The sequence below is a fragment of the Azorhizophilus paspali genome (assembly GCF_043587585.2).
Classification (GTDB): domain Bacteria; phylum Pseudomonadota; class Gammaproteobacteria; order Pseudomonadales; family Pseudomonadaceae; genus Azotobacter; species Azotobacter paspali.
Window position 1 is genome coordinate 4,003,041 of sequence record NZ_CP171449.1, and the last position, 22,588, is coordinate 4,025,628.

Below are 22,588 nucleotides of genomic sequence, written 5' to 3' on the forward strand. Positions count from 1 at the left end.
CTCTACTGGCCGGCCTTGCGCCGGGCCACCTGCTCCCGGGCGAAGGCCTTGACCTGCTCCAGGCTGACCGAGCCCTGCCCTTCGCTGTCGATCGCCGCGAAGTGGCGGGCGACGAAGGGCATTCCGGCCTCGGCCTCCGTCTCGCTCAGGCGGCCGTCGCCGTCGCGGTCGGCATGGGCGAAGCGCTCCTGCAACTCGGCCTGCAGGCGCTCGCCACGGACCGGCCCGGCGAGCGCGATGCCGACCATGACGCAGAGCGCGACACCGAGGGCTCCGGCGAAAACGAGGGAAATGAAGGAATTGCGCATGGGGGTTTCTCCTGAAGAAATACGACGGTTTCAGTGCGAAGGACAGGCGATGCCGGCGCCGCTGGCGTCCTGGCAGGCGACGCTGCGGCTCAGGCCACCGTCCCGGCTGTAGCCGGTGCTGCTCTGCCGGCTGTTGCCGGTCGTCGCGTCGGTGACGGTAGTGGAGCGGTTCCGGCTCAGCCCCGACTCCGCGGAATAGCTCAGGCCGCCGCCGCTTTGCAGGCTGCTGCCCTGGCTGCCGGTGACGGACAGGCCGCGTTCGACCTGGCGGCCTCCGTCGTCCGTGCGCGAACGGCTGGCATGCCGTTCGAGACTACCGCCGTCGTCGCCCTGCAGGCTGACGCCACGAACGGCACGGGCGTTGCCCTGGCCGTCGGCGACCAGCGCGCGGCCACGCCATAGGCTGGCGTGCCGGCCCGCATGGCTCTCGATCAGCGTGGCGCTGCCGCCGCCCTGACCATTGGCGCGGACGACGCGGCGTTCCCCGGCCTGGGCGTCGGCGAACGCCAAGGCTATGGGCAGGACGAACACCACGGCGAAGATGGATGACAGGGACTTCATGGGATCGGCTCCTCTCGACTGGACGCCGCCGGCTGGCGGCGGGAGCTACTATCGGCGCCAACCATGAGCGAGGCATTGCCGGCGGCGGGCAATCCGTGACAATCGGTGAGCGATGGGCGCATCTGTAACCCTTTGTCATGGATCGGCCGGGCGGCGAGAGCGGCGCCTGCGTCACCCTCGCACGGCAACCGACGGGAGAAACGAAGATGGGCGAAGCCCTGGCGAGAATTCTGGTGGTCGACGACGAGCAGGACCTACGCGCCCTGCTGCAACGCTATCTCAGCGATCGGGGCTACGCGGTCCGCGCCCTGGACGGCGGCCAGCATCTGGAGCGCCTGCTCGGCCGCGAACGCTTCGACGTGCTGGTGCTCGACGTGATGATGCCCGGCGAGGACGGCCTGTCCCTGTGCCGGCGCCTGCGCGCGCGGGGCGAGACCATTCCCATCGTCATGCTCACCGCCCGCGGCGATCCGCTGGACCGCATCATCGGCCTGGAGATGGGCGCCGACGACTACCTGCCCAAGCCTTTCAACCCGCGCGAGCTGCAGGCACGCATCGAGGCGCTGATCCGCCGCCAGCGCATGCTCGGCGCCCACACCGGCCCGTTGCCGGGCGACGGGCGGATCGATTTCGGCCCCTTCAGCCTGCACCTCGGCGAACGCCGCCTGCGCCGCGACGGCGGCGACATCCCGCTGACCAGCAGCGAGTTCGCCCTGCTCCAGGCCCTGGCCCGCCACCCCAGGCGACCACTCGGCCGCGACCGGCTGATCGAGCTGAGCCGCGGCCGCGACCACGAGGCCAGCGACCGCAGCATCGACGTGCAGGTCATGCGCCTGCGCCGGGCGATCGAGGACGATCCGGCGCAACCGCGCTACATCCAGACCGTCTGGGGGCTGGGCTACGTGTTCGTGCCCGATGGCGGCGCGGAGCGCCGGCCATGAGGCTGCTGCCACGCAGCCTGTTCGGCCGCAGCCTGCTGCTGATCGTCCTGCTGATCCTGCTCGGCCAGTTGGGCGGGGCGCTGCTGGCCCGCCGGCTGATCCTCGAACCGCGCTTGGAACAGATCGCCGCCGGCGTGGCGCACAACGCGACGGCCCTGCGCGCCGGCCTGCTGGCGCTGCCGGCGGCGCAACGCGAAGCCTTTGTCGCCCGCTTCAACGCCCAGGCCCTGGCCGGCCGCGGCATCGTCGCCGCCGACGGGCCGCCCGCCCCGCTGCCGCCGCTAGAGCGCGGCTTCGCCCTGCGTCTGGCCGAGCGCCTGGCCGGTGACGGGCTGGAAGTGCAGTGGCTGCGCGAGGCCGGCGGCGGCCCGGTGCTACGTCTGCGACTGGAGGGCGAAGACCTCTGGCTGGCGGTGCCGGGCATCCTGCCGGAACGCCTGTCCAGCGGCACCTGGCTGTTCGCCTCGCTGGGCGCCGGGCTGCTGGCGCTGGCCGGTGCCCTGGCGATCCAGCGCCGCCTGAACCGGCCCCTGGCCCGGGTGGTACGGGCCGCCGAGTGCCTCGGCCGCGGCGCCGAACCACCGGCGCTGGAGGAAAGCGGCCCGGAAGAAACCGCCAGCCTCAGCCGCAGTTTCAACCGCCTGCGCGACAGCCTGGCGCGCAACGAACGCGAGCGCGCCCTGATGCTCGCCGGCCTGTCCCACGACCTGCGCACGCCACTGGCCAAGCTGAGCCTGGGCGTGGAGATCCTCGCCGGCCACGACGAGCCCGAGGTGGCTGCCAGCCTGCGGCGCAGCATCGCCGAAATGGATGCCCTGGTCGGCCAGTTCCTCGACTTCGCCCGCGACAGCCGCGAGGAACCGGCGGTGCTCGGCGAACTCGATGCTCTGGCCGGGGAACTGGCCGTCGCCTACGCCGACCACGGCCAGCCGCTGCGCCTGGAACCGGGCGCGCCGCCACCGGTGCGGATGCACCCGGCGGCGTTGCGCCGGGCACTGACCAACTTGCTGGAGAACGCCTGGCGCCATGGCCGCCCGCCGGTACTCCTGCGCAGCGGCGCGGACCGCGACTGCGCCTGGATCGAGGTGATCGACAGCGGCGCCGGCCTCGCCGGACGGGACGGCGAGGCGTTGAAGCAGGCTTTCCGCCGTGGCGAGAACGCCCGTGGCGGGACGCCGGGCGCCGGCCTCGGCCTGGCCATCGCCGAGCGCGTCGCCCGCGAGCACGGCGGCCGCCTGGAACTGTCCGAGCGCCCCGGCCCGGGCCTGCGGGCACGGATCTGCCTGCCGCTGCCCGGTAGAGCGGCGGATACGCAGCCCGCCCGTTTCTGAAGCATCCGGGGAGCGATCCGCACCAGCCCGGCCCACCGCTGCGCCGGGGCGCGAAGCCGCTTTGCGGAAGCCTTTTCGAGTGCGCCATGCGCGAGTGCCCGGTCGCGAGACCCGCAGTGCCTGCCGACGGTGCGACCATGCCTGCCCCTCGAGGACGCGCGCACCGGAACAATGCGCACCAAGGGCGCAACACGCTCGATTTGGTGCGCAAATTCCATGAAAATCGCAAGGAAATCCTTTTTTCGGCATTTTTTTGATGGTCGGCAAGCCCTGTGCTTTTCTCAGGGAAAGCTTTACCTAACGATGCGTGCGACAGCGCAACGCAACAAGGACTGAAGAGCCATGCTCAAGAAAACCACCCTCGTCCTCACCGCCGCCGGCGCCATGACCGGCAGTTGCATCGCCGTGGCGGGGACGACGCTGGACACGCCGTTGGGCGAGTTCAACGTCAGCGCCAACGTCACCTTGGCCTCCGAGTACATCTTCCGCGGCATCTCGCAGACCAAGGGCGACCCGGCCATCCAGGGCGGGCTGGACATCGTCCACGAGAGCGGTTTGTACGTCGGCGCCTGGGTTTCCAACACCGACTACGAAACCTCCGATGCGACCATGGAGCGCGACTACTACTTCGGTTACGGCGGCAACATCACCGAGGAACTGGCCTTCGACGTGGGTTGGCTCAAGTACGACTATGTGAAGGACCACCTCGACAATGCCGACCTGAACTACAGCGAGTTCTACGGCAGCCTCTCGGCCTACGGCGTCAAGATCGGCATCAACTATTCCGACGACGTCAACAGCGACAACAACGTGGTTTACTCCTACATCGGCTATAAGCGCGACCTGCCCTATGGGATCGGCCTGTCCCTGCGCTTCGGCAAGTACGACTTCAAGGACGACACCTTCTTCAAGAACGGCGCGACTAGGGGCGAGGACGCCTACTACGACTGGTACGTCGGGGTGAGCAAGGAGTTCGTCGGCCTGCAGTTCGGCCTGACCTACACCCAGACCGACCTGGAGGACGAGGAGTGCGAGAACTACGCCGGCAACGACACCTACTGCAACGCCAACTTCGTCGCCTCGGTGTCCAAGGTCTTCTGAGCCACAGGGCCTCCCTCCGCCGGCCGCGTCATCACGCCGGATGGCGCCTGGCCGCGCTCGGCCAGGCACGGGACACAGGAAACGGTATTCCCTCGCCAGGTCCCGCAACGATGCATGGCGCCATCCACCGCGCCCCCACAGGGACGAACCTATCCTGGCGCGACGCGTCGTTCGTTCGGAACGACCGGGCTTCTCCGCGCGCACTCGACCCCGTGCAAGGCGCGGCCGCGCGGAGCGGCGCCGCCAGTTTGGGTCAGTAGCCGCCTTCGGCGCTCTCCACGACGGTGCCCTTGAAGCGTCCGACCAGGGCCTTCATGGAACGCATCAGCAGGCTGGAGTCGACCCCCACGGCGACGAAGGCGCAACCCAGCCAAGTAGCGGCGCGCGGCGCCCTCGTCGCTGGAGAGGATGCCGGCGCGACGGATGCGGGCGATGCCGTCCTCGATGGCCGCCACCACCTCGGGATGAACGGGCTCGCCGCGCCGGCCCATGGAGGCGGACAGATCCACCGACCGATGAAGACCCCGTCCCCCCTCGACCGCGGCGATGGCATCGAGATTCTCCAGGCCCCTGACGTTCTCCACCTGCGCCAGCAGACACATCTGCACGTCGGCTTCGTCCAGGTAGTCGGGGATGCTGCTCCAGCGCGAGGCGCGGGCCAAGGCCGCGCCGATCCCGCGAATGCCATGCCACGGGTAGTGCATGGCGGCGACCAGCCCCCGCGTCTGTTCGGCGCTCTCCATCTGGGGCACCAGCAGGGTCTGCGCGCCGATATCGAGCAACTGCTTGATCAGCACCGGATCGCCGAGCGGCGGGCGGACCACCGCCTGGCAGGCTGGCGCCAGCGCCTGCAACTAGCCGAGCAGCGAGCACAGATCGTTGGGCGCGTGCTCACCGTCGAGCAGCAGCCAGCCGAAGCCGGCATTGGCCGCCAGCTCCGCGCAATAAGGGTCGGCCAGGCCGATCCAGACGCCGATCTGTGCCTCCCGGACCTGGGGTTGCCTGAAGGTGTTGACGGGCATCTGCATGGTTCGCTTCTTGGCAGGCGAAGGGAAGGAAGGCCGGAGCCGGGATAGGCGCTATCATGCCGGCCTGCCGGTAATGAGCCCGTACGTTAAGCCGGGTGCCGTCCCGGGAGAAGCCCGTCACCCCGAGATTCGCGGAGAAACGACCATGGAAATCCGTCCCGCCAGCGCCACCGACATTCCGGCGCTGTGCCGCCTGCTCGACCAGTTGTTCGCCCAGGAAGCCGAATTCACGCCCGACCGCGAGGCGCAGCAACGCGGCCTGGCGGCGATAGTCGAAGACCCGCGGGTCGGCGAGATCCTGCTCGCCGAGGAAGACGGGCGGCCCCTCGGCATGGTCAACCTGCTCTACACGATTTCCACCGCCCTGGGCACGCCAGTGGCGCTGCTCGAAGACATGGTGGTGGACGCCATGGCCCGCGGCCGGGGCCTCGGCACACAACTGCTGGAAGCGGCCACCGCCACCGCGCGGCGGCGCGGCTGCCGACGCATCACCCTGCTGACCGACGCCGACAACCTCGACGCCCAGCGCTTCTACGCCCGCCAGGGCTTCGCCCGCTCGCCGATGATCCCCCTGCGCTTGGCGCTCGACCCACAATGACAGCGTCCACCGCGCGGTCCGCAGGGTAGATGGCCGTAGCCAGCCACCCTGACGGACAGGCCTTCGGCGTTTGTCCGCCCCGACGCCGCCGGATCAGGCCCCGCCCTGCTCGGCCAGGGTCACGGCGCGGAACATGGCGCGGCGCTTGTTCAGGGTCTCCTCCCATTCCAGCGCCGGCACCGAATCGGCGACTATGCCGGCGCCGGCCTGCACATGCAGTTCACCGTCCTTGATCACCGCGGTGCGGATGGCGATCGCGGTGTCCATGTTGCCGTTCCACGCCAGATAGCCGACCGCGCCGCCATAGATACCGCGCTTGACCGGCTCCAGCTCGTCGATGATCTCCATGGCGCGGATCTTCGGTGCGCCGGAGAGGGTGCCGGCCGGCAGGATGGCGCGCAGCGCGTCCATCGCCGTCAGCCCTTCCCTGAGCTGGCCGGTGACGTTGGAGACGATGTGCATGACGTTGGAGTAGCGCTCGATGACCATCCGGTCGGTGACCTTAACCGAGCCAGTGTCGGCGACCCGGCCGACGTCGTTGCGGCCCAGGTCGATCAGCATCAGGTGCTCGGCCAGCTCCTTGGCGTCGGAGAGCAGGTCGCGCTCCAGCGCCAGGTCGGCTTCCTCGCTGGCGCCGCGCGGGCGGGTGCCGGCGATCGGGCGAACCGTGACCAGACCGTCCTCGACGCGCACCAGCACCTCCGGCGAGCTGCCGACCACGTGGAAGTCGCCGAAGTTGAAAAAGTACATGTAGGGGGTCGGGTTGAAGCAGCGCAGCGCCCGGTACAGATCGATGGGCGCGGCCTTGAAGTCGATCGACATGCGCTGCGAGGGCACCACCTGCATGCAGTCGCCAGCGAGGATGTACTCCTTGATGGTGTCCACCGCGCGCTCGTAGTCCTCGCGGCCGAAGCTGGCGCAAAATGCCAGCTCGGCACCGGGCGGGGCGGAAAGATCGATGCCCTGGCGCGGCGCCAGCGGCTGGCGCAACTGTTCCAGCAGCGCCTGCAGGCGCGCCTGGCCCTGCTCGTATGCATCCGCCGCACCGGGATCGGCGAGGACGATCAGGTACATCTTGCCGGCCAGGTTGTCGAACACCACCACCGCGTCGGAAACCATCAGCAGGATGTCCGGGGTGCCCAGCGGATCGGGATTCGGGCAACGGGCGAGCCTCTTCTCGACGTAGCGCACGCAGTCATAGCCGAAGTAGCCGACCAGACCGCCGTTGAAGCGCGGCAGCCCCGGCAGGTCCGGCACCCGGTAGCGCGCCTTGAACTGCTCGACGAAAGCCAGCGGGTCCTCGCAGTCGTGGCACTCCACCTCCTTGCCGTCCACGCTCACCGTCACCCGCTGGCCATGGATGCGCAGCACGGTGCGCGCCGGTAGGCCGATGATCGAGTAGCGACCCCACTTCTCGCCGCCCTGCACCGATTCGAGCAGGTAGGAGTTGGGCACGTCAGAGAGTTTCAGGTAGATCGACAGCGGGGTATCGAAATCGGCGAGGGTTTCGCAGGCGAGCGGAATGCGGTTGTAGCCTTCGGCGGCCAGGCGCAGGAATTCTTCGCGGATCATGAATTAGCCTCGTGGCGGGCGGGAATTACGGGAAAGGGGCAAACGCGCCGGCGAACCGGCGGGAGCTGTGGTCAGGCGCGCCAGCGCCAACGGGCCAGGGCCTTGATGACCTTCATCCAGAGTTTGCGGGAGACCACCACGATTGCGTTTCTCTCGGAGGCAAAACGAACGATTAACTTAATCACACTAGCTCAGCCCCCGTTGTCGGATCAACCAGCGCGGACAGAGCGTCGAGCACCAGCGCCGGCCCTTCCTCGGCGATCGGCTGGCCGTGGTTGTAGCCGTAGGACAGCGCCACGCAGGCGACGCCCGCCGCCCGTGCGGCAAGCACGTCGTTGCGCGAGTCGCCGACGAACAGTGCTTCTTCCGCCTGCACACCGGCTTGCGCCATCACCCAGAACAGCGCCGCCGGATCGGGCTTCTGCTGCGGTAGGGTGTCGCCACCGACGATCCAGCGGAAGTAGCCGTCCAGCCCCTTGTCGGCCAGCAGTTCGGGCAAAAAGCGCGATGGCTTGTTGGTGATCAGGGCGAGAGCCACCTCGTGCTCGCGCAGCCAGTCGAGGGTTTGCGGCACGCCGGGATAGACGCGGGTCAGCCCGTGGCTGTCGGCGTAGGCGTCCATGAACAGCGCCAGGGCCGCCTCAGCCTCGGCGGCGTCCACGCCCTGATGGTCGAGGTCGCCGGCCAGGGCGCGGCGCACCAGCACCCGCGCGCCGTTGCCGACCCACAGGCGCACCCGCTCAACGCCGGCCGGCGCCCGGCCGAGCTGGACCAGCATGCGGTCGACCGCCGCCGCCAGGTCCGGCACCGAGTCCACTAGGGTGCCATCGAGGTCGAACATCGCCAGTTTCGGCAGGCGCCCGTCGAACAGCGCGTGCAGGGGTGTCATGGGCGCACCCTCGCCAGTTCGGCGCGCATGGCGTCGATCACTGCCTTGTAGTCGGGCTGGCCGAAGATCGCCGAACCGGCGATGAAGGTGTCGGCGCCGGCGGCGGCGATCTCGCCGATGTTCTTCACGTTGACCCCGCCGTCGATTTCCAGGCGAATATCCCGGCCGCTGGCGTCGATCAGCGCGCGCGCCTCGCGCAGCTTGTCGAGGGTGCCGGGGATGAATTTTTGTCCGCCGAAGCCGGGGTTGACGCTCATCAGCAGCACCATGTCGAGCTTGTCCATCACGTACTTCAGGCAGTCCAACGGGGTCGCCGGGTTGAACACCAGGCCGGCCCTGGCGCCGCCGTCTTTGATCAGTTGCAGGGAGCGGTCGATGTGCTCGGAGGCTTCCGGGTGGAAGGTGATGTAGCTGGCGCCGGCCTCCAGGAAGTCACCGATGATGCGGTCGACCGGCTTGACCATCAGGTGCACGTCGATGGGCGCCCCGATGCCGTACCTGCGCAGCGCCGTGCAGACCATCGGGCCAATGGTCAAGTTGGGCACGTAGTGGTTGTCCATCACGTCGAAGTGGACGATGTCGGCGCCGGCGGCGAGGACCCTGTCCACTTCTTCGCCCAGGCGGGCGAAGTCGGCGGACAGGATCGACGGGGCGATGGCGAAAGGCTGCATGGATGACCTCGAAACGGCTCGCGGCAGGAGCGCGCAGTTTCCCGCTTCGTTGCCGGGGCGGCAAGCGTGGCGTTTCGCCCCGGCATGCCAAGGCGGCTCAGGCCAGTTCGTCGAAACACTCGGCGAGAATCGCCAGGCCGCGTTCGAGCAGTTCGTCCGGGACGGTCAGGGGCATCAGGAAACGCAGCACGTTGCCGTAAGCGCCGCAGGACAGCAGGATCAGCCCCTTGTCCCGCGCCCGGACGACGAGTTGTCCGGTCAGCGCGGTGGCCGGCTTGTGCGGATCGCCGCCCTCGCACAGCTCCATGGCGACCATGGCGCCGAGACCGCGTACCTCGACGATCGACGGATGACGCCCCTGGATGGCCCGCAGCCCTTCGCTCAGCCGCGCGCCGATGTCCCGGGCGCGCTCCAGCAGGCGCTCCTCCTCGAACACCTCCAGCACCGCCAGGGCCGCGGCACAGGCCAGCGGGCTGCCGGCATAGGTGCCGCCGAGCCCGCCGGGAGCGATGGCGTCCATGGGCTCGGCCCGGCCGCACACGCCGGCCAGCGGAAAACCGCCGGCGATGGACTTGGCGAAGGCGGTGAGGTCGGCGGCCACGCCCATCTGCTCCATGGCGAAGAAGGTGCCGGTGCGTCCGGCGCCGGTCTGTACCTCGTCGGCGATCAGGAGGATACCGTGGCGGTCGCAGATCGCCCGCAGGCCGCGCATGAACTCCGGCGGGGCGACATTGAAGCCACCCTCGCCCTGCACCGGCTCGACCAGGATCGCGGCGATATCGCACGGCTCGGCGTCGTTCTTGAACACCCGCTCGACACTGGCCAGCGCCTCGGCGACGTCGATGCCGTGCAATGCGCTGGGGTAGCGGGCGCGGAACACGCCGCCGGGCATAAGGCCCATACCGGCGGCGTAGGGCACCTTCTTGCCAGTCAGCGCCAGGGTCATCAGGGTGCGCCCGTGATAGGCGCTGGTGAAGGCGATCACCCCGGTCCGCCCGGTGGCGGCGCGGGCGATCTTCACGGCGTTCTCCACCGCTTCCGAGCCGGTGCTGACCAGCAGGGTCTTCTTGGCGAAGTCGCCCGGCACGCGCGCGTTGAGCTTTTCGCAGAGTTCGACGTAGGGCTCGTAGGCCAGCACCTGGAAGCAGGTGTGCGACAGCTTGTGCAATTGCCGCTGCACCGCCTCGACGACCTTCGGGTGCAGGTGGCCGGTGTTGAGCACGGCGATGCCGCCGGCGAAGTCGATGTACTCGCGCCCCTCCACATCGACCACGCTGCAGTTGCGCGCATGCTCGGCGAAGATCGGGTGGATCTGCCCGACGCCGCGCGGCACCGCGGCGATCCGGCGTTGCATCAAAGATTCGTTGGTCCTGCTCATGGAGTCCTCTCTGGCCGCGCGGCGGCGCTTCGCTCAAGGAGGATCGGGGCGCTGGCGACAAGGCGCGGGCGTCCCGATCGGCCTTCCTCCATCACTCTAACGCAGCAGCGGTCCGGCCGCCCGCTCGCGAGCGGCGGCGACGCTCGCGCGCCTCACTCGGGGGGATCGGGAAAAAGCTCCTGCAGCAACCCGAACAGGGTGTTCTTGAGCGGCGTGTCCAGCTCCGTCCAGGCCAGGCCGAGCGCCGCCCGGTGGCCGCCGAGTTCGAGTGGCCTGGCCACGACGTTCGGCGGCAGCGCCTGCGCCGCCTCGGAAGGCAGCAGTCCCAGCCCGAGGCCGGCCGAGACCAGCGCCAGCATGGTCGAGAACTCGCCGAGTTCGGAGGCGACCTGCAGGGCCACGCCGTGCCGCTCCAGCGCCGCGACGAGCTCGCCGTAGAAGCCGGGCGCGTAGCGCCGCGCCAGAAGAAACAGCGGGGCCCGCGCCAGGTCGGCCGGGCACAGCGAGACGCGCCCTGCCAGCGGATGATCCGCCGGCAGGGCGACGACGAAGGACTCGTGCAGGACGACCCGTGTCCTGATACCCGCGCCACCGGGAACGGGCAGGCGGACCAGGCCGAAGTCGAGCTGGCCGTCGCGCAGCGCGGCCAGTTGGTCGGGCGTGGGCAGGTCCTTGAGTTCCAGCTCGATCCGGGGAAAGCGGGCATGCAGGGCGCGGATCAGCGTCGGCAGCAGGTTGGGCAGCACCGAGGAAACCAAGGCGATCCGTATCCGGCCGATCTCCCCCGAGGCCCTGGCAATATCCATCGCCCGGGCCGACTGGTGCAGCGCCGCGCGGGCTTCCGGGAGAAAGATGCGGCCCACCTCGCTGAGCGCGACGGAATGCCGGTCCCGTTCGAACAGCTTCGTACCCAGTTCCTCCTCCAGCGTCTTGATCTGCATGCTGAGCGCCGGCTGCACGATCGACAGGCGCTGCGCCGCGCGGCCGAAGTGAAGCTCCTCCGCGAGCACGACGAAGGCGCGCAAATGCTTGAGTTCCATGGGTATTCCCCTTATCGACGAAGCACCCGCCAAGCGTGATCACAATTCTTGATAACAGCATCAGCAATGATAATTGGACGCTTCCTGAAAGCTGCGTTGAAGTAGCGCACAAAGCATAAAAATCCGCCAGTGAGCCGGGAATCGCCAATGATAAAACCTGTTGATCGCCTTCGTCCCGACGACCGCCGGACGCTGATGGCCGGCGCTTGTCGGGGAATCGGTTTCGAACTGGCGCACGGCCTGGAGCGGGCGGCCGCGGCGATGCTGCGCGACGAACGGCAAGGCGAACCGGTGTGCCCGTCGCCCGCCCCCTGCGCCATCAGCAAGGGCACGCCACGCATGCCGACCCGGGGCCTGCGCGCGAACCAGGCCGACCGCCTGGCCCCCGGCTATTTCCAGATGGAACCCAAGCGTGCCCCGGTCGACGACCGGGAGTTCTCCGCCGGGCCATGCAGGCGCACGCCGGCCGGCCGCGGGAGAACGCCGGAGGAGCCCGCCGTGCCCCTCGCCTCGCCGACCTCGGACTTCATGCTTCGCGTGGACGGCGGCCCGAGCGGCGGCGTCTAGAGCATTTTCACCTTATTCGGATTCACCTTCTGGTGAGCTACGTAGGTTGGGGTGAGCCTGCGAACCCCGACCATCTGTATCGACGACAGCCTCGCGGCGTCGGGCTTCGCGGGGCTCGGCCCAACCTACGATGGGTTGCGGAAGTGAACCTGTGTTTCATGAAAATGCTCTAGCGGGACCCAGCGCCCCGTGGCCGGGAACGGCGCGCGGCGAACCGAACCGAACGGCCCCGGCGAAACGGTCGGCGAACGGAACCGACCGCGGGCTTCTCGTCCCTCGACAACGTCCCACAACCCAAGGAAACCGACATGCCCAAATCCATTCCCACCCTGTGCGGCTCGATCATGGGCAAGCCCTTCTCGCTGGGCGAGAAGATCCACAACGCGGCCTATGCGGCGCTCGGACTCGACTACACCTTCATATGCTTCGGCGTCGAGGACCCGCGCGCCGCCGTCCAGGCGATACGGACGCTGGGCGTGCGCAGGATGAACGTGTCCATGCCGTACAAATCGACCGTGACGCCGTACCTCGACACAATCGACGAATCGGCCCGGGCGATCGGCGCGGTCAACACCATCGACAACCGGGACGGCGTGCTGACCGGCTACAACACGGACTACCTGGGCGCGGTGCGCGCCTTGCAGGAAGCGATCCGATCGGCCGGCAAGCGCATCGCGGTCATCGGCGCCGGCGGAGCGGCGAAGGCGGTCGCCTATGGCTGCCGGCAGGCCGGCGCCCGAGTGGAAGTCTTCAATCGCAGCGCGGAACGCGGCAGGACGCTCGCCGAATCGCTGGAAGTCGGATTCGGCGGCAGCATCGACGACTTCGCGGCCGACGCCTTCGACGCCGTCATCAACGCGACCTCGGCCGGCTTCCGCCAGCCCGGGACGAATCCCCTGGACGGCCAGCTGGCCTCCCACCTGGTTGTGATGGATGTCGCCTTCATTCCGGTCGAGACGGAGCTGCTGCGCCAGGCGCGGCAGCTCGGCTGCACGACCGTCGCCGGCACCCGCATGCTCGTGCACCAGGCCTGCCGGCAGATCGAACTCTACACGGGCCAGGACGCGCCCATCGCGGTAATGGAGCGCGCAATGCTGCAGGAGATCGAGCGCCTGCGCCTGTGCCCCCCGCAAGAATCCCCGCCAAGGCATCTTGAGGAAACACCATGACGACGACAAATCCAACAATAGTCGATTCACTGCACGCCACCGAAGCGGCGGCACGACACGACGACGGCATCCAGGCTAAGGACCTGCGCCGCGCCGCCTGGGCCTGCTCGCTGGGCAGCGCCCTCGAATACTACGACTTCGCCCTGTATACCCTGGCGTCGGCGCTCATCTTCGGTCCGTTGTTCTTTCCCGAGCAGACGCCGGAAATGCGCCTGATCGCCAGTTTCGGAACCTACTTTTTGGGCTTCGCCGTGCGCCTGCGCCTGAAGGAGTCGCCGACCTTCGTCAAGATACAGGAGCACAAACGCACCCTCGACAACCCGCTGAAAACCGTGCTCACCCACTCCAGGCGCACTCTGCTCATCGGCGTCGGCTTGCGCCTCGCGGAAAACGGCGGCTCGTCCATCTACCAAGCCCCGGCGGTGAGCTTCATCGTCGGCGTCATCGGCCTCGAAGGGCCGGTCGGGGTGATCACCCTGATCTGCGCGGCCGCCGTCGGCGCCTGCACCGTGCCGGTCGCCGGCAAGCTGAGCGACAGGTTCGGGCGCGTCGCCGTCTACCGCGCCTTCGCGTTCCTGCAACTGGCGCTGGCCTTCCCGGTCTGGTGGGTGCTGAGCCAGGGCGAGGTCGTCGCCAGCGTGATCGCCATTTCCATCGCGCTCGGGATCGGTACCTGGGGCAGGTTCGGCACCCAGGCCGCGCTCATGCCGGAACTGTTCGGCGCCGGCCATCGCTACATGGGGGTGTCCGTCGCCCGCGAGGCCTCCGCGGCCGTCGCCGGCGGTATCGCGCCCATGGTCGGCGCGGGAATCATCGCCGCGGTCGTCGCCCTGAACCCCGATGATCCGCAGGCGGCGACCGGCGCCTGGTTCCCCATCGCCTGCTACCTGGCGCTGCTGACCCTGACGACCATCTACACGACCTTCAAGACCCTGGAGACGCTCAACCGGGACCTGGACGACCCGCGCGACGCGGCACACGCCTCGCCGGCCGCGTTCTGAACCGACACGGGGGCCACGGCCCCGTCACTGCCTTATTACCCGGAGGTTTCATCGTGAACGGCAAGACGACGCATACACCCTATCTACGCCAGGTCGGCAGCATCACCTTGCCGCTGGCCAGGCACGCCCTGCAGGCGGCGCTGGACAAGGCGGCCGAACTGTCGGTGCGGATCAGCGTCTCCGTGGTCGACGCGGCGGGCCACCTGATCCATCTGGCACACATGGACGGCGCGACACTGCAGAGCCGCGACATCGCACTGAACAAGGCGCTGACGGCCGTCGGCTTCTCCACCAGTGCCTGGGAAGCGCGCCTGGAAAGCCGCTCGGCGGCGGTCCGCCAGGGCCTGCCGCTGCAGCCGCGCATGGCCCTGTTCGGTGGCGGGGAACCCTTCCTGCAGCAGGGCGCGACCCTGGGCGCCATCGGCGTCTCGGGGGCCTCCGAGCAGGAGGACGTGCTCTGCGCCATGGCCGCGGTGCACGCCGTGGCGAGCCTGCTGGACCAACCTTCGCAGCGGGCCGCCGGCGAAGACCGGGCGTGAAGATTCGATAGGCCGTACATGCTGTGAACGCAGCGGAAGACGGCGGCTCGCTGCGCGGCCGCCTTCCGGCGAAAGGTCCGATTCCGACGCGGCGCCGAGGTCCCCGCCAGGGCCCGCAGTGCATGCCGCGCAAAGCCTGCCGGGCCGACGCCCGCGGTGACACGCGGGCGCTAACGGAATCCGTGGCGATCGCGAACCAGCCGATAGGCCTCGTGCAGCTCGCGGGTCCGCGCCGTGGCCGCGCGCAGCCGCGCCGGACTCGCCCCGGCGCGGCCCAGCTTGTCCGGGTGATGCCGGCTGAGCAGGCGCCGATAAGCGTGCTTGATGGCCGCCGGATCGCTGTCGGGGCGGATGCCGAGCAGGCGCAGGGCCCGCCAGTAGCCGTCGTCCTCGGACGGCGCCGGCAGCGGTGCGCAGTCGTGCCCGAGCGCCTCGACCTGGGCGTTGCTGCGCCCTAGCCAGCGTCCCCAAAGCAGCAGCAGTTCCCGCTCGGCCGCGCCCACCCGGCCATCGGCCCAGGCCATCCGCCAGCACGCGCGCAACAGGTGCTCGACCCTTTCGGCCTGGCCACTCAGGCGCTGCAGCGAACGGCGCAGGCCGTCGATGCCGAGCATGCCGTGGGCGAAGATCCGGCTAGCCGCCTGCTGCGCCCGCGCATCCAGTCCGAGGGCGCCCATCTCGCGACAAGCCTGGCGCAGATGAGCCTCCTGCACGGGCCCCTCGTGCCGCGCCAGGCGACCGAGCAGGTGGAACAGCAGTTCATGGTCGCCTTCCGCCGGACGCAGGCCTAGGCGCTCGACCAGTTGCCGCCAGGAGCGCAGTTTCAGACGGCGATCCAGCGCCAGGCCGAGCAAGGTGCCCACCACGCCCCCAGGCAGATCGCTCACCAGCAGGCCGGCCAGGGCACCCAGCGGGGCGAACGGCAAGACCATCTCAGCGGAGCTCCGCCAGCAGCCGCTCGACCTCGGCGAGCCGCTCATGGGTGCCGACATCCACCCAGCGCCCGCGGAAATGCTCGCCGCTGACCCGCCCCTCGGCCATCGCGGCGAGCAGCAGCGGCGCCAGCTTGAAAGCCCCCGGCCGGCAAGCGGCGAACAGCGCCGGGTCGAGCACGGCGATGCCGCTGTAGGTCAGGCCGGGCCGTTCGCCGCGGGCGCCGACCCGGCCCTCTTCGAGGCGGAAGTCGCCTTCGGGATGGTGCGTTGGGTTATCCACCAGCACCAGATGGGCCAGCGCCACCGGGATATCGCGCAGGCCGGCGAAGTCGTAGTCGGTCCAGATGTCGCCGTTGACCAGCAGGAAGGGGTCGTCGCCGAGCAGCGGCAGGGCACGCTGGATGCCGCCACCGGTCTCCAGCGGCTCGCCCTCGGCCGACCAAGCGATGCGCACCCCGAAGCTCGCGCCGTCGCCCAGGTAGTCCTCGATCTGCGCGCCGAGCCAGGCGTGGTTGATTACCAACTCGCGAAAGCCCGCGGCGGCCAGGGCGCGCACGTGGTACTCGATCAGCGGCACGCCGCCGGCGCGCACCAGCGGCTTGGGGGTGTGCAGGGTCAGCGGGCGCAGGCGCTCGCCCTTGCCGGCGGCCAGGATCATCGCCTTCATGCTGGCTGCTCCGCGGGTCGTGGCAGGGCAGCGAGCAGCGCGCCGAGTTCGGCCAGCTCCGGGCGCCGCGCCAGCACCGCCTCGATGTAGCCGAAGAAGCGCGGCACGTCGGCGAGGTATCTGAGCTTGCCGTCGCGGTGACAGATGCGCGCGAAGATGCCGATCACCTTGAGGTGGCGCTGCACGCCCATCAGGTCGCTGGCGCGCAGGAAGTCCTCCAGCCTTGCCTGGACCGGGACGCCGGCCACGCTGGCCAGGTTCCAGTAGCGCTCCAGCCAGGCGCGCACGCGCGCCTCGGGCCAACTGAGGAAGGCGTCCTTGAACAGGCAGGTGACGTCGTAGGTGACCGGGCCGTAGACCGCATCCTGGAAATCCAGCACGCCGGGATTGGGCTCGCTCGACATCAGGTTGCGCGGCATGTAGTCGCGATGCACCAGCACCTTCGGCTGGGCCAGGGCGCTGTCCACCAGCAGGTCGCAGACGCGTTGCCAGGCCGCCAGTTGCGTGCCCTCCAGCGCGATGCCGAGGTGGCGCTGCAGGTACCAGTCGGGGAACAGTTGCAGTTCGCGGCGCAGCAGAGCCTCGTCGTAGTCCGGTAGGCCGGCGTCTTGCGGCAGGCGCTGGAAGGCCAGCAGGGCCCGGAGCGCGTCCCCGAACAGCGCGTCGGCGTTGTGCTCGTCGATGACCTCCAGGTAAGTCTGCCGGCCGAGGTCGGTCAGCAGCAGAAAGCCCTGTTCGAGATCGGCGGCAAGCACCTCCGGCACGTGCACACCGGCAGCGGCGAGCAGCCCGGCGACCTTGACGAACGGCCGGCAATCCTCCTGGGGCGGTGGCGCATCCATGGCAATCAGGCTGCGTTCGCCGTCCTGCCAGCGGAAATAGCGGCGAAAGCTGGCATCGCTGCTGGCCGGGGTCAGGCTCGCCGGCCCAAGCGCCCCCCAGCCGTACTCGGCGAATAGCGCCGGCAGGCAACGCTCCAGCCAACGCTCGAGGTTTTCCAATCGACCATCCACAGACATCTACGACCCCCTACTCCCACGGACCTAGCCGTTGTCAGACGCATTGATTTATTATGGTCGATCTTACTCCAGCCTAGCGCAGGCTGTGCCGTACCGGCTGTTGGCGCACAGACAGGAAGCCCGGACATAAACTCAGATGGCCCTCACTCCTCCCCGCTCGTTGTTCCGCAGAAAGTTTCCTCTTCTGGTCACCGGTAGCCTGTTGATTCTGGGCTCGGCTCGCCTGCTGGCCGCCGAGCAGTTCGATTGCCGCCCCTCCGCCACGGGTGGCTGGGACTGCGCCCCCAAGGCCAGTGCCCAACCCCTACCGCCGCGCCCGCACGAAGCCGCCAGCGCAGCGACCGCTGCCGGCGCGCAGCCCGCCGGCCAGGAGAAGGCCGCGCCGACCCTGGTCACCGAGAGCGAAGGCTTCGCCCTGGCTTCGCGCAGCGCCGACTACAGCCATCTGGACTGGGTACCGCGGGAGAAGCTGAGCCCGGCGCAACTGGCCGAAATCAGTCCCTACTGCACCGGCACCTACGTCGAGCCGCCACGGGTGGGCATGGACGACAGCACGCCGATGCGCGACGCACCGACCTACGTCTCCGCCCGCGCGTCGCGCTACGACCAGGAGAAGCAGATCGCCTCGATCGCCGGCGACGTGGTGCTGCGCCAGGGCAGCATGCAGGTGGAGGCCGACGAGGCGCGCCTGCACCAGCAGGAAAGTCGGGGCGAGGTGCTTGGCAACGTCAGGTTGCGCGATAAGGGCTTTTTGGTCGTCGGCGACCGCGCCGAGCTGCTGATGGAAAACGGCGAGGCGCGGGTGGAGAACGCCGAGTACGTCGTCCACAGCGCCCACGCCCGCGGTAGCGCGCTCAAGGCCAAACGCGAGGAAACCTCGATCATCCGCCTCAAGGACGGCACCTACACCACCTGCGAGCCGGGCAGCAACACCTGGACCCTGAGCGGCAAGAACATCAAGCTGGACCCGGTCAGCGGTCGCGGCACCGCCACCCACGTGACCCTGCGGGTACACGACCTGCCGGTGTTCTACACCCCGTACATCCAGTTCCCGATCGACAACCGCCGCCAGTCCGGTTTCCTGACGCCGGGCTTCAGCAGTTCGGGCAGCAGCGGCCTCTCCCTGCAGGCGCCTTACTACTTCAACCTGGCGCCGAACTACGACGCCACGCTCTACCCGACCTACATGACCGACCGCGGCCTGCTGCTGGAAGGCGAGTTCCGCTACCTGACCAAGAGCAGCGAAGGCCAGGTCGGCGCGGCCTACATCGACGACAAGGATGACGAGCGCGAACTGCAGTCGGACTACGAGGACCAGCGCTGGATGTACAGTTGGCAGCACATCGGCGGGCTGAACTCGCGCCTGATGGCCGAGGTCGATTTCACCGACATCAGCGACCCCTACTACTTCCAGGACCTGCGCACCGACCTGGGCATCAACCAGCCGGACTTCCTCGACCAGCGCGGCACCCTGACCTGGCGCGGCGACACCTTCACCGCGCGCCTCAACGCGCACGCCTTCGAGCGCACCACGATCGCCGATCGCACGCCCTACGACATCCTGCCGCAAATCAGCCTCGACGGCTTTCTGCCGTACCGCCCGTACGGCCTGTACTTCACCTACGGCACCGAGTACGTCAAATTCGAGCGCGACCTGCGCACTGGCTTCTTCACCGACGAGGACGGCAACACGGACGAACGCTGGTACGACGAATACATCACCGGGCTGGATCGCGCCGAAGGCGACCGCACCCACCTGGAGCCGGGCGTCAGCCTGCCGCTGGAGTGGACCTGGGGCTACCTCAAGCCCTCGGTCAAGATCGCCCATACCCGCTACGACCTGGATCTGGACGCCCAGGGCAAGGCCACGCTCGGTGGCCAGCGCTTCGACGACAGCCCGGACCGCACCGTGCCGCTCTACAGCCTGGACGGCGGCCTCTACTTCGACCGCAACGTCAACTGGTTCGGCAAGGGCTTCCGGCAGACCCTGGAGCCGCGCATGTACTACCTCTACGTGCCGTACCGCGACCAGGAGGACATACCGGTATTCGATACCGGCGAGCACGTCTTCAGCTACGCCTCGCTGTGGCGCGACAACCGCTTCACCGGCAAGGACCGCATCGGCGACGCCAACCAACTGTCGCTCGGCGTGACCAGCCGCTGGATCGAAGCCAACGGCTTCGAACGCCAGCGCATCAGCTTCGGCCAGACCTTCTACTTCCAGGATCGCCGGGTGCAGATGCCGCGCGTGAATTACGAGAAGCGCAACGACTCCGAGTCCAAGGTCTCGCCCTATGCGCTGGAATATGTGTACCGCTTCAACCACGACTGGCGCCTGACCTCCGAGTTCAACTGGGACCCGGACGAGCGCCATCCCCGCTCCAGCAACGTCATGTTCCATTACCAGCCGGCCGACAATCCGAACAAGATCGTCAACCTGGGCTATCGCTACCGCAACGACGTGATGCGCTACAACCAGTCCACCGGTACCTGGGACTACAGTACCGACTTCGGCAACTGCGATACCGATCCGAACTGCATCAAGGACTACTATAAGATCGACCAGCACGACTTCTCGACTATCTGGCCGCTCGCCCCGCACTGGAGCGCCATCGCCCGCTGGCAGTACGACTACAGCCGCGATCGCACCCTGGAAGCCTTCGGCGGCTTCGAGTACGACAGTTGCTGCTGGAAGCTGCGCTTGATCAGCCGCTACTGGATCGGCTACGACGAGAACGAACTCAACCCGGACCAGAACGACGACGCCGACAAGGGCCTCTTCCTGCAGGTAGTGTTCAAGGGCCTTGGCGGCGTGATGGGCAACAAGGTGGAGGCGTTCCTCGACCAAGGCATCGAAGGTTACCTCGAACGTGAACAGCAACAAAAAGCTCATTGATCGCTTGCGCTCGCTGCTGCTGGCGACCTTGCTGCTCGGCAGCGCGGCACAGGGCGAAGTACGCCCGCTGGACCGTATCGTCGCCATCATCGACAACGATGTGGTCATGCAGACCCAACTCGACCGACGCCTGCGCGAGGTCGAGCAGACCATCGCCAAGCGCGGCGCCCAGTTGCCGCCACGGGACCAACTCGTCTCCCAGGTGCTGGAGCGGCTGATCCTGGAAAGCATCCAGTTGCAAATGGGCTCGCGCGCCGGCATCCGCATCGGCGACGAGGAACTCGCCCAGGCGATGGCCACCATCGCCCAGCGCAACGGCCTGACCCTTGAACAGTTCCAGGCCGCCCTGGCCCGCGACGGCCTGTCCTTCGACGAGGCCCGCGAGCAGGTACGCCGCGAGATGATCATCAGCCGCGTCCGCCAGCGCGTGGTGGCCGACCGCATCCAGATCAGCGATCACGAAGTACAGAACTTCCTCGCCTCGGATCTCGGCAAGCTGCAGTTGTCGGAGGAATTCCGCCTGGCCAACATTACCATTCCGCTGCCCGACGGCGCCCCGCCCGAGCAGATCCAGGCCGCCGAGCAGCAGGTGCTGGAGATCTACCGCCAACTGAGCGACGGCGCCGACTTCGCGCAACTGGCGATCACCCGCTCGGCCGGCGAAACCGCCCTGGAAGGCGGCGAGATCGGCTGGCGCAGGGCGGCCCAGTTGCCGCCGCCGTTCGATAACCTGGTCAGCCAGTTGCCGGTCGGCGGCGTCACCGAGCCGGTGCGTACGCCGGGCGGCTACATCATCCTCAAGCTGCTGGAAAAGCGCGGCGGCAGCGCCCAGATCCGCGACGAGGTGCACGTTCGCCACATCCTGATCAAGCCGAGCGAAATCCGCACCGATATCGATGCCAGACGCCTGATCGAACGCATCTACGAGCGTATTCTCAACGGCGAGGACTTTGCCGAACTGGCGAAGAGCTTCTCGGAAGACCCAGGGTCGGCGCTGAACGGCGGCGATCTCAACTGGATCGACCCGAACGCCCTGGTACCGGAATTCCGCGACATGATGGCCAAGACGCCCGCCGGCGAGCTGTCGCCGCCGTTCAAGACCCCGTTCGGCTGGCACGTGCTGGAAGTGCTCGGCCGGCGTGCCACCGACAGCAGTACCCAAGTCCGCGAACAGCAGGCGATGAACGTGCTGCGCAACCGCAAATATGACGAGGAACTGCAGTCCTGGCTGCGCCAGATCCGCGACGAAGCTTACGTGGAAACCAAGCTGTGAGCGCGCGGCGCTTCGCCCTCACGCCCGGCGAGCCGGCCGGGATAGGCCCCGACCTGTGCCTGCTGCTGGCCCGCCAGGCCCAGCCCCAGGCATTGATCGCCATTGCCAGCCGTGCGCTGCTCGCGGAGCGCGCCGCCCTGCTAGGCCTCGACATCGAGCTGATCCCCGTCGCGCCGGAAGCCTGGCCGACCGCTCCCGCCGCGGCCAGCAGCCTGTACGTATGGGATACGCCACTGCGTGTTGCGGTGCGCGCCGGCCATCTCGATCCGGCGAACGCCGCCTACGTCTTGGAAACCTTGGACCGCGCCGGTCGCGGCTGCCTGGCCGGCGACTTCGCCGGGATGATCACCGCGCCGGTGCACAAGGGCGTGATCAACGAGGCCGGCATTCCCTTCTCCGGGCATACCGAATTCCTCGCCGAGCTGACCGGCACCGAACAGGTGGTGATGATGCTTGCCACCGCCGGCCTGCGCGTGGCCCTGGTCACCACCCACCTGCCGCTGCGCGCGGTGGCCGACGCCATCACCGCCGAACGCTTGGAGCGGGTGATCCGCATCCTGCACGCCGACCTGCTCGGCAAGTTCGCCATCGCCCGCCCGCGAATCCTGGTCTGCGGCCTGAATCCACATGCCGGCGAAGGCGGCCACCTGGGCCGCGAGGAAATCGAGGTGATCGAACCCGTGCTGGAACGTCTGCGCGGCGAAGGCCTGGATCTGGTCGGCCCGCTGCCGGCCGATACCCTGTTCACCCCCAGACACCTCGAAGACTGCGACGCGGTGCTGACGATGTACCACGACCAGGGCCTGCCGGTGCTCAAGTACAAGGGCTTCGGCGCCGCGGTCAACGTGACCCTCGGCTTGCCGATCGTGCGCACCTCGGTCGATCACGGCACCGCGCTGGATCTGGCCGGCAGCGGTCGGGTCGACACCGGCAGCCTGCAGGTGGCGCTGGAAACCGCCTACGGGATGGACGCCGGCCGCTAGTCTCGGGCGAAGCCGTCGTGGCCGTCCAGCCGCCCATGGATTCAGGCCTGGCGCGCCTCACTGCTAAACTGCGTCTTTTTGCATTCGCTTTGAGCTTGTGGCTTGAAGCTTGGAGCCCACC

General features: G+C 68.5%; 21 protein-coding genes and 1 pseudogene. 11 read left to right on the forward strand and 11 right to left on the reverse strand.

Features of this window, described 5'->3' with window-relative positions:
- Positions 1-2 precede the first annotated feature (2 nt).
- Together ACGI6K_RS19405 and ACGI6K_RS19410 are read right to left on the reverse strand one after the other, a co-directional pair.
- Complete coding sequence (locus ACGI6K_RS19405) at positions 3-308, reverse strand: EF-hand domain-containing protein (protein ID WP_376944288.1); 306 nt, start codon at positions 306-308, stop codon at positions 3-5.
- Between the two features lie 30 nt (positions 309-338).
- Positions 339-869, reverse strand: a complete 531-nt coding sequence (locus tag ACGI6K_RS19410) for a hypothetical protein (RefSeq protein WP_376944290.1) — start codon at positions 867-869, stop codon at positions 339-341.
- Positions 870-1,075: 206 nt separating this feature from the next.
- On the opposite strand from ACGI6K_RS19410, the gene ompR reads away from it, so the two are divergent.
- From ompR to ACGI6K_RS19425, 3 genes are all read left to right on the forward strand, one after another.
- A complete protein-coding gene (gene ompR, locus ACGI6K_RS19415) occupies positions 1,076-1,810 on the forward strand; it encodes an osmolarity response regulator transcription factor OmpR (RefSeq protein ID WP_376944292.1) in 735 nt (244 codons plus the stop codon).
- Complete coding sequence (locus tag ACGI6K_RS19420) at positions 1,807-3,141, forward strand: ATP-binding protein (protein ID WP_376944294.1); 1,335 nt, start codon at positions 1,807-1,809, stop codon at positions 3,139-3,141. The genes ompR and ACGI6K_RS19420 overlap by 4 nt, the downstream gene beginning before the upstream one ends.
- A gap of 342 nt (positions 3,142-3,483) precedes the next feature.
- The gene (locus ACGI6K_RS19425) at positions 3,484-4,242 is read left to right on the forward strand and encodes a TorF family putative porin (RefSeq protein WP_376944297.1); all 759 of its coding nucleotides are present in this window, start codon (positions 3,484-3,486) and stop codon (positions 4,240-4,242) included.
- A gap of 253 nt (positions 4,243-4,495) precedes the next feature.
- Here ACGI6K_RS19425 and ACGI6K_RS19430 read toward each other — a convergent pair.
- Positions 4,496-5,270 (reverse strand): annotated as a pseudogene (locus tag ACGI6K_RS19430) (aldolase/citrate lyase family protein).
- A 145-nt stretch (positions 5,271-5,415) separates the two neighbouring features.
- On the opposite strand from ACGI6K_RS19430, the gene ACGI6K_RS19435 reads away from it, so the two are divergent.
- The gene (locus tag ACGI6K_RS19435) at positions 5,416-5,868 is read left to right on the forward strand and encodes a GNAT family N-acetyltransferase (RefSeq protein ID WP_376944299.1); all 453 of its coding nucleotides are present in this window, start codon (positions 5,416-5,418) and stop codon (positions 5,866-5,868) included.
- Positions 5,869-5,961: 93 nt separating this feature from the next.
- On the opposite strand, the gene trpE is transcribed toward ACGI6K_RS19435, so the two are convergent.
- The 5 genes from trpE to ACGI6K_RS19460 all read right to left on the reverse strand — a co-directional run bounded on the left by trpE (position 5,962) and on the right by ACGI6K_RS19460 (position 11,418).
- Positions 5,962-7,440: an anthranilate synthase component I gene (gene trpE / locus ACGI6K_RS19440; RefSeq protein WP_376944301.1), complete on the reverse strand. Its 1,479-nt coding sequence runs from the start codon at positions 7,438-7,440 to the stop codon at positions 5,962-5,964.
- A gap of 181 nt (positions 7,441-7,621) precedes the next feature.
- On the reverse strand, positions 7,622-8,329 hold the full coding sequence (locus ACGI6K_RS19445) for a phosphoglycolate phosphatase (protein ID WP_376944303.1): 708 nt from the start codon (positions 8,327-8,329) through the stop codon (positions 7,622-7,624).
- Complete coding sequence (gene rpe, locus ACGI6K_RS19450) at positions 8,326-9,000, reverse strand: ribulose-phosphate 3-epimerase (protein WP_376944305.1); 675 nt, start codon at positions 8,998-9,000, stop codon at positions 8,326-8,328. The genes ACGI6K_RS19445 and rpe overlap by 4 nt, the downstream gene beginning before the upstream one ends.
- Before the next feature lie 97 nt (positions 9,001-9,097).
- Positions 9,098-10,378, reverse strand: coding sequence for a 4-aminobutyrate--2-oxoglutarate transaminase (gabT, locus tag ACGI6K_RS19455; RefSeq protein WP_376944307.1), 1,281 nt, complete (start codon positions 10,376-10,378; stop codon positions 9,098-9,100).
- 152 nt (positions 10,379-10,530) lie between these two features.
- Positions 10,531-11,418, reverse strand: coding sequence for a LysR family transcriptional regulator (locus ACGI6K_RS19460; protein ID WP_394543018.1), 888 nt, complete (start codon positions 11,416-11,418; stop codon positions 10,531-10,533).
- Between the two features lie 147 nt (positions 11,419-11,565).
- Here ACGI6K_RS19460 and ACGI6K_RS19465 point away from each other — a divergent pair, with 147 nt between their 5' ends.
- From ACGI6K_RS19465 to ACGI6K_RS19480, 4 genes are all read left to right on the forward strand, one after another.
- Entirely contained in the window at positions 11,566-11,985 is a 420-nt protein-coding gene (locus tag ACGI6K_RS19465) for a hypothetical protein (RefSeq protein ID WP_376944309.1), read from the forward strand.
- 308 nt (positions 11,986-12,293) lie between these two features.
- Complete coding sequence (gene aroE, locus ACGI6K_RS19470) at positions 12,294-13,154, forward strand: shikimate dehydrogenase (RefSeq protein WP_376944311.1); 861 nt, start codon at positions 12,294-12,296, stop codon at positions 13,152-13,154.
- Positions 13,151-14,155 (forward strand): MFS transporter, encoded by a 1,005-nt coding sequence (locus ACGI6K_RS19475; RefSeq protein WP_376944313.1) that lies wholly within the window; start codon positions 13,151-13,153, stop codon positions 14,153-14,155. The genes aroE and ACGI6K_RS19475 overlap by 4 nt, the downstream gene beginning before the upstream one ends.
- 53 nt (positions 14,156-14,208) lie before the next feature.
- Complete coding sequence (locus ACGI6K_RS19480) at positions 14,209-14,694, forward strand: GlcG/HbpS family heme-binding protein (RefSeq protein ID WP_376944315.1); 486 nt, start codon at positions 14,209-14,211, stop codon at positions 14,692-14,694.
- Positions 14,695-14,864: 170 nt separating this feature from the next.
- Here the strand turns inward: ACGI6K_RS19480 and ACGI6K_RS19485 are convergent, their stop codons facing one another.
- Genes ACGI6K_RS19485 through ACGI6K_RS19495 form a run of 3 tightly spaced genes read right to left on the reverse strand, consistent with a single transcriptional unit; the run spans position 14,865 to position 17,315 of the window.
- Entirely contained in the window at positions 14,865-15,626 is a 762-nt protein-coding gene (locus ACGI6K_RS19485) for a DnaJ domain-containing protein (protein ID WP_376944317.1), read from the reverse strand.
- Between the two features lies 1 nt (position 15,627).
- Positions 15,628-16,296, reverse strand: a complete 669-nt coding sequence (murU, locus tag ACGI6K_RS19490) for an N-acetylmuramate alpha-1-phosphate uridylyltransferase MurU (RefSeq protein ID WP_376944319.1) — start codon at positions 16,294-16,296, stop codon at positions 15,628-15,630.
- Positions 16,293-17,315, reverse strand: a complete 1,023-nt coding sequence (locus tag ACGI6K_RS19495; RefSeq protein WP_376944321.1) for an aminoglycoside phosphotransferase family protein — start codon at positions 17,313-17,315, stop codon at positions 16,293-16,295. Before ACGI6K_RS19495 ends, murU begins: the two co-directional genes overlap by 4 nt.
- Before the next feature lie 136 nt (positions 17,316-17,451).
- Between ACGI6K_RS19495 and ACGI6K_RS19500 the strand changes: the two genes are divergently transcribed.
- From ACGI6K_RS19500 to pdxA, 3 genes are read left to right on the forward strand one after another with little or no spacing between them, the layout of a single operon-like run.
- Positions 17,452-20,211 (forward strand): LPS-assembly protein LptD, encoded by a 2,760-nt coding sequence (locus ACGI6K_RS19500; RefSeq protein WP_376944323.1) that lies wholly within the window; start codon positions 17,452-17,454, stop codon positions 20,209-20,211.
- Positions 20,186-21,484: a peptidylprolyl isomerase gene (locus ACGI6K_RS19505; protein ID WP_376944325.1), complete on the forward strand. Its 1,299-nt coding sequence runs from the start codon at positions 20,186-20,188 to the stop codon at positions 21,482-21,484. Before ACGI6K_RS19500 ends, ACGI6K_RS19505 begins: the two co-directional genes overlap by 26 nt.
- Positions 21,481-22,467 (forward strand): 4-hydroxythreonine-4-phosphate dehydrogenase PdxA, encoded by a 987-nt coding sequence (gene pdxA, locus ACGI6K_RS19510; protein ID WP_376944327.1) that lies wholly within the window; start codon positions 21,481-21,483, stop codon positions 22,465-22,467. The genes ACGI6K_RS19505 and pdxA overlap by 4 nt, the downstream gene beginning before the upstream one ends.
- The last annotated feature ends 121 nt before the right edge of the window (positions 22,468-22,588 follow it).

Bases quoted from the DNA above. Each gene is read 5' to 3' on its own strand.
- ACGI6K_RS19405 (WP_376944288.1), bottom strand. From the start codon at position 308: ATGCGCAATTCCTTCATTTCCCTCGTTTTCGCCGGAGCCCTCGGTGTC.
- ACGI6K_RS19410 (WP_376944290.1), bottom strand. From the start codon at position 869: ATGAAGTCCCTGTCATCCATCTTCGCCGTGGTGTTCGTCCTGCCCATA.
- ompR (WP_376944292.1), top strand. From the start codon at position 1,076: ATGGGCGAAGCCCTGGCGAGAATTCTGGTGGTCGACGACGAGCAGGAC.
- ACGI6K_RS19420 (WP_376944294.1), top strand. From the start codon at position 1,807: ATGAGGCTGCTGCCACGCAGCCTGTTCGGCCGCAGCCTGCTGCTGATC.
- ACGI6K_RS19425 (WP_376944297.1), top strand. From the start codon at position 3,484: ATGCTCAAGAAAACCACCCTCGTCCTCACCGCCGCCGGCGCCATGACC.
- ACGI6K_RS19435 (WP_376944299.1), top strand. From the start codon at position 5,416: ATGGAAATCCGTCCCGCCAGCGCCACCGACATTCCGGCGCTGTGCCGC.
- trpE (WP_376944301.1), bottom strand. From the start codon at position 7,440: ATGATCCGCGAAGAATTCCTGCGCCTGGCCGCCGAAGGCTACAACCGC.
- ACGI6K_RS19445 (WP_376944303.1), bottom strand. From the start codon at position 8,329: ATGACACCCCTGCACGCGCTGTTCGACGGGCGCCTGCCGAAACTGGCG.
- rpe (WP_376944305.1), bottom strand. From the start codon at position 9,000: ATGCAGCCTTTCGCCATCGCCCCGTCGATCCTGTCCGCCGACTTCGCC.
- gabT (WP_376944307.1), bottom strand. From the start codon at position 10,378: ATGAGCAGGACCAACGAATCTTTGATGCAACGCCGGATCGCCGCGGTG.
- ACGI6K_RS19460 (WP_394543018.1), bottom strand. From the start codon at position 11,418: ATGGAACTCAAGCATTTGCGCGCCTTCGTCGTGCTCGCGGAGGAGCTT.
- ACGI6K_RS19465 (WP_376944309.1), top strand. From the start codon at position 11,566: ATGATAAAACCTGTTGATCGCCTTCGTCCCGACGACCGCCGGACGCTG.
- aroE (WP_376944311.1), top strand. From the start codon at position 12,294: ATGCCCAAATCCATTCCCACCCTGTGCGGCTCGATCATGGGCAAGCCC.
- ACGI6K_RS19475 (WP_376944313.1), top strand. From the start codon at position 13,151: ATGACGACGACAAATCCAACAATAGTCGATTCACTGCACGCCACCGAA.
- ACGI6K_RS19485 (WP_376944317.1), bottom strand. From the start codon at position 15,626: ATGGTCTTGCCGTTCGCCCCGCTGGGTGCCCTGGCCGGCCTGCTGGTG.
- murU (WP_376944319.1), bottom strand. From the start codon at position 16,296: ATGAAGGCGATGATCCTGGCCGCCGGCAAGGGCGAGCGCCTGCGCCCG.
- ACGI6K_RS19495 (WP_376944321.1), bottom strand. From the start codon at position 17,315: ATGTCTGTGGATGGTCGATTGGAAAACCTCGAGCGTTGGCTGGAGCGT.
- ACGI6K_RS19500 (WP_376944323.1), top strand. From the start codon at position 17,452: ATGGCCCTCACTCCTCCCCGCTCGTTGTTCCGCAGAAAGTTTCCTCTT.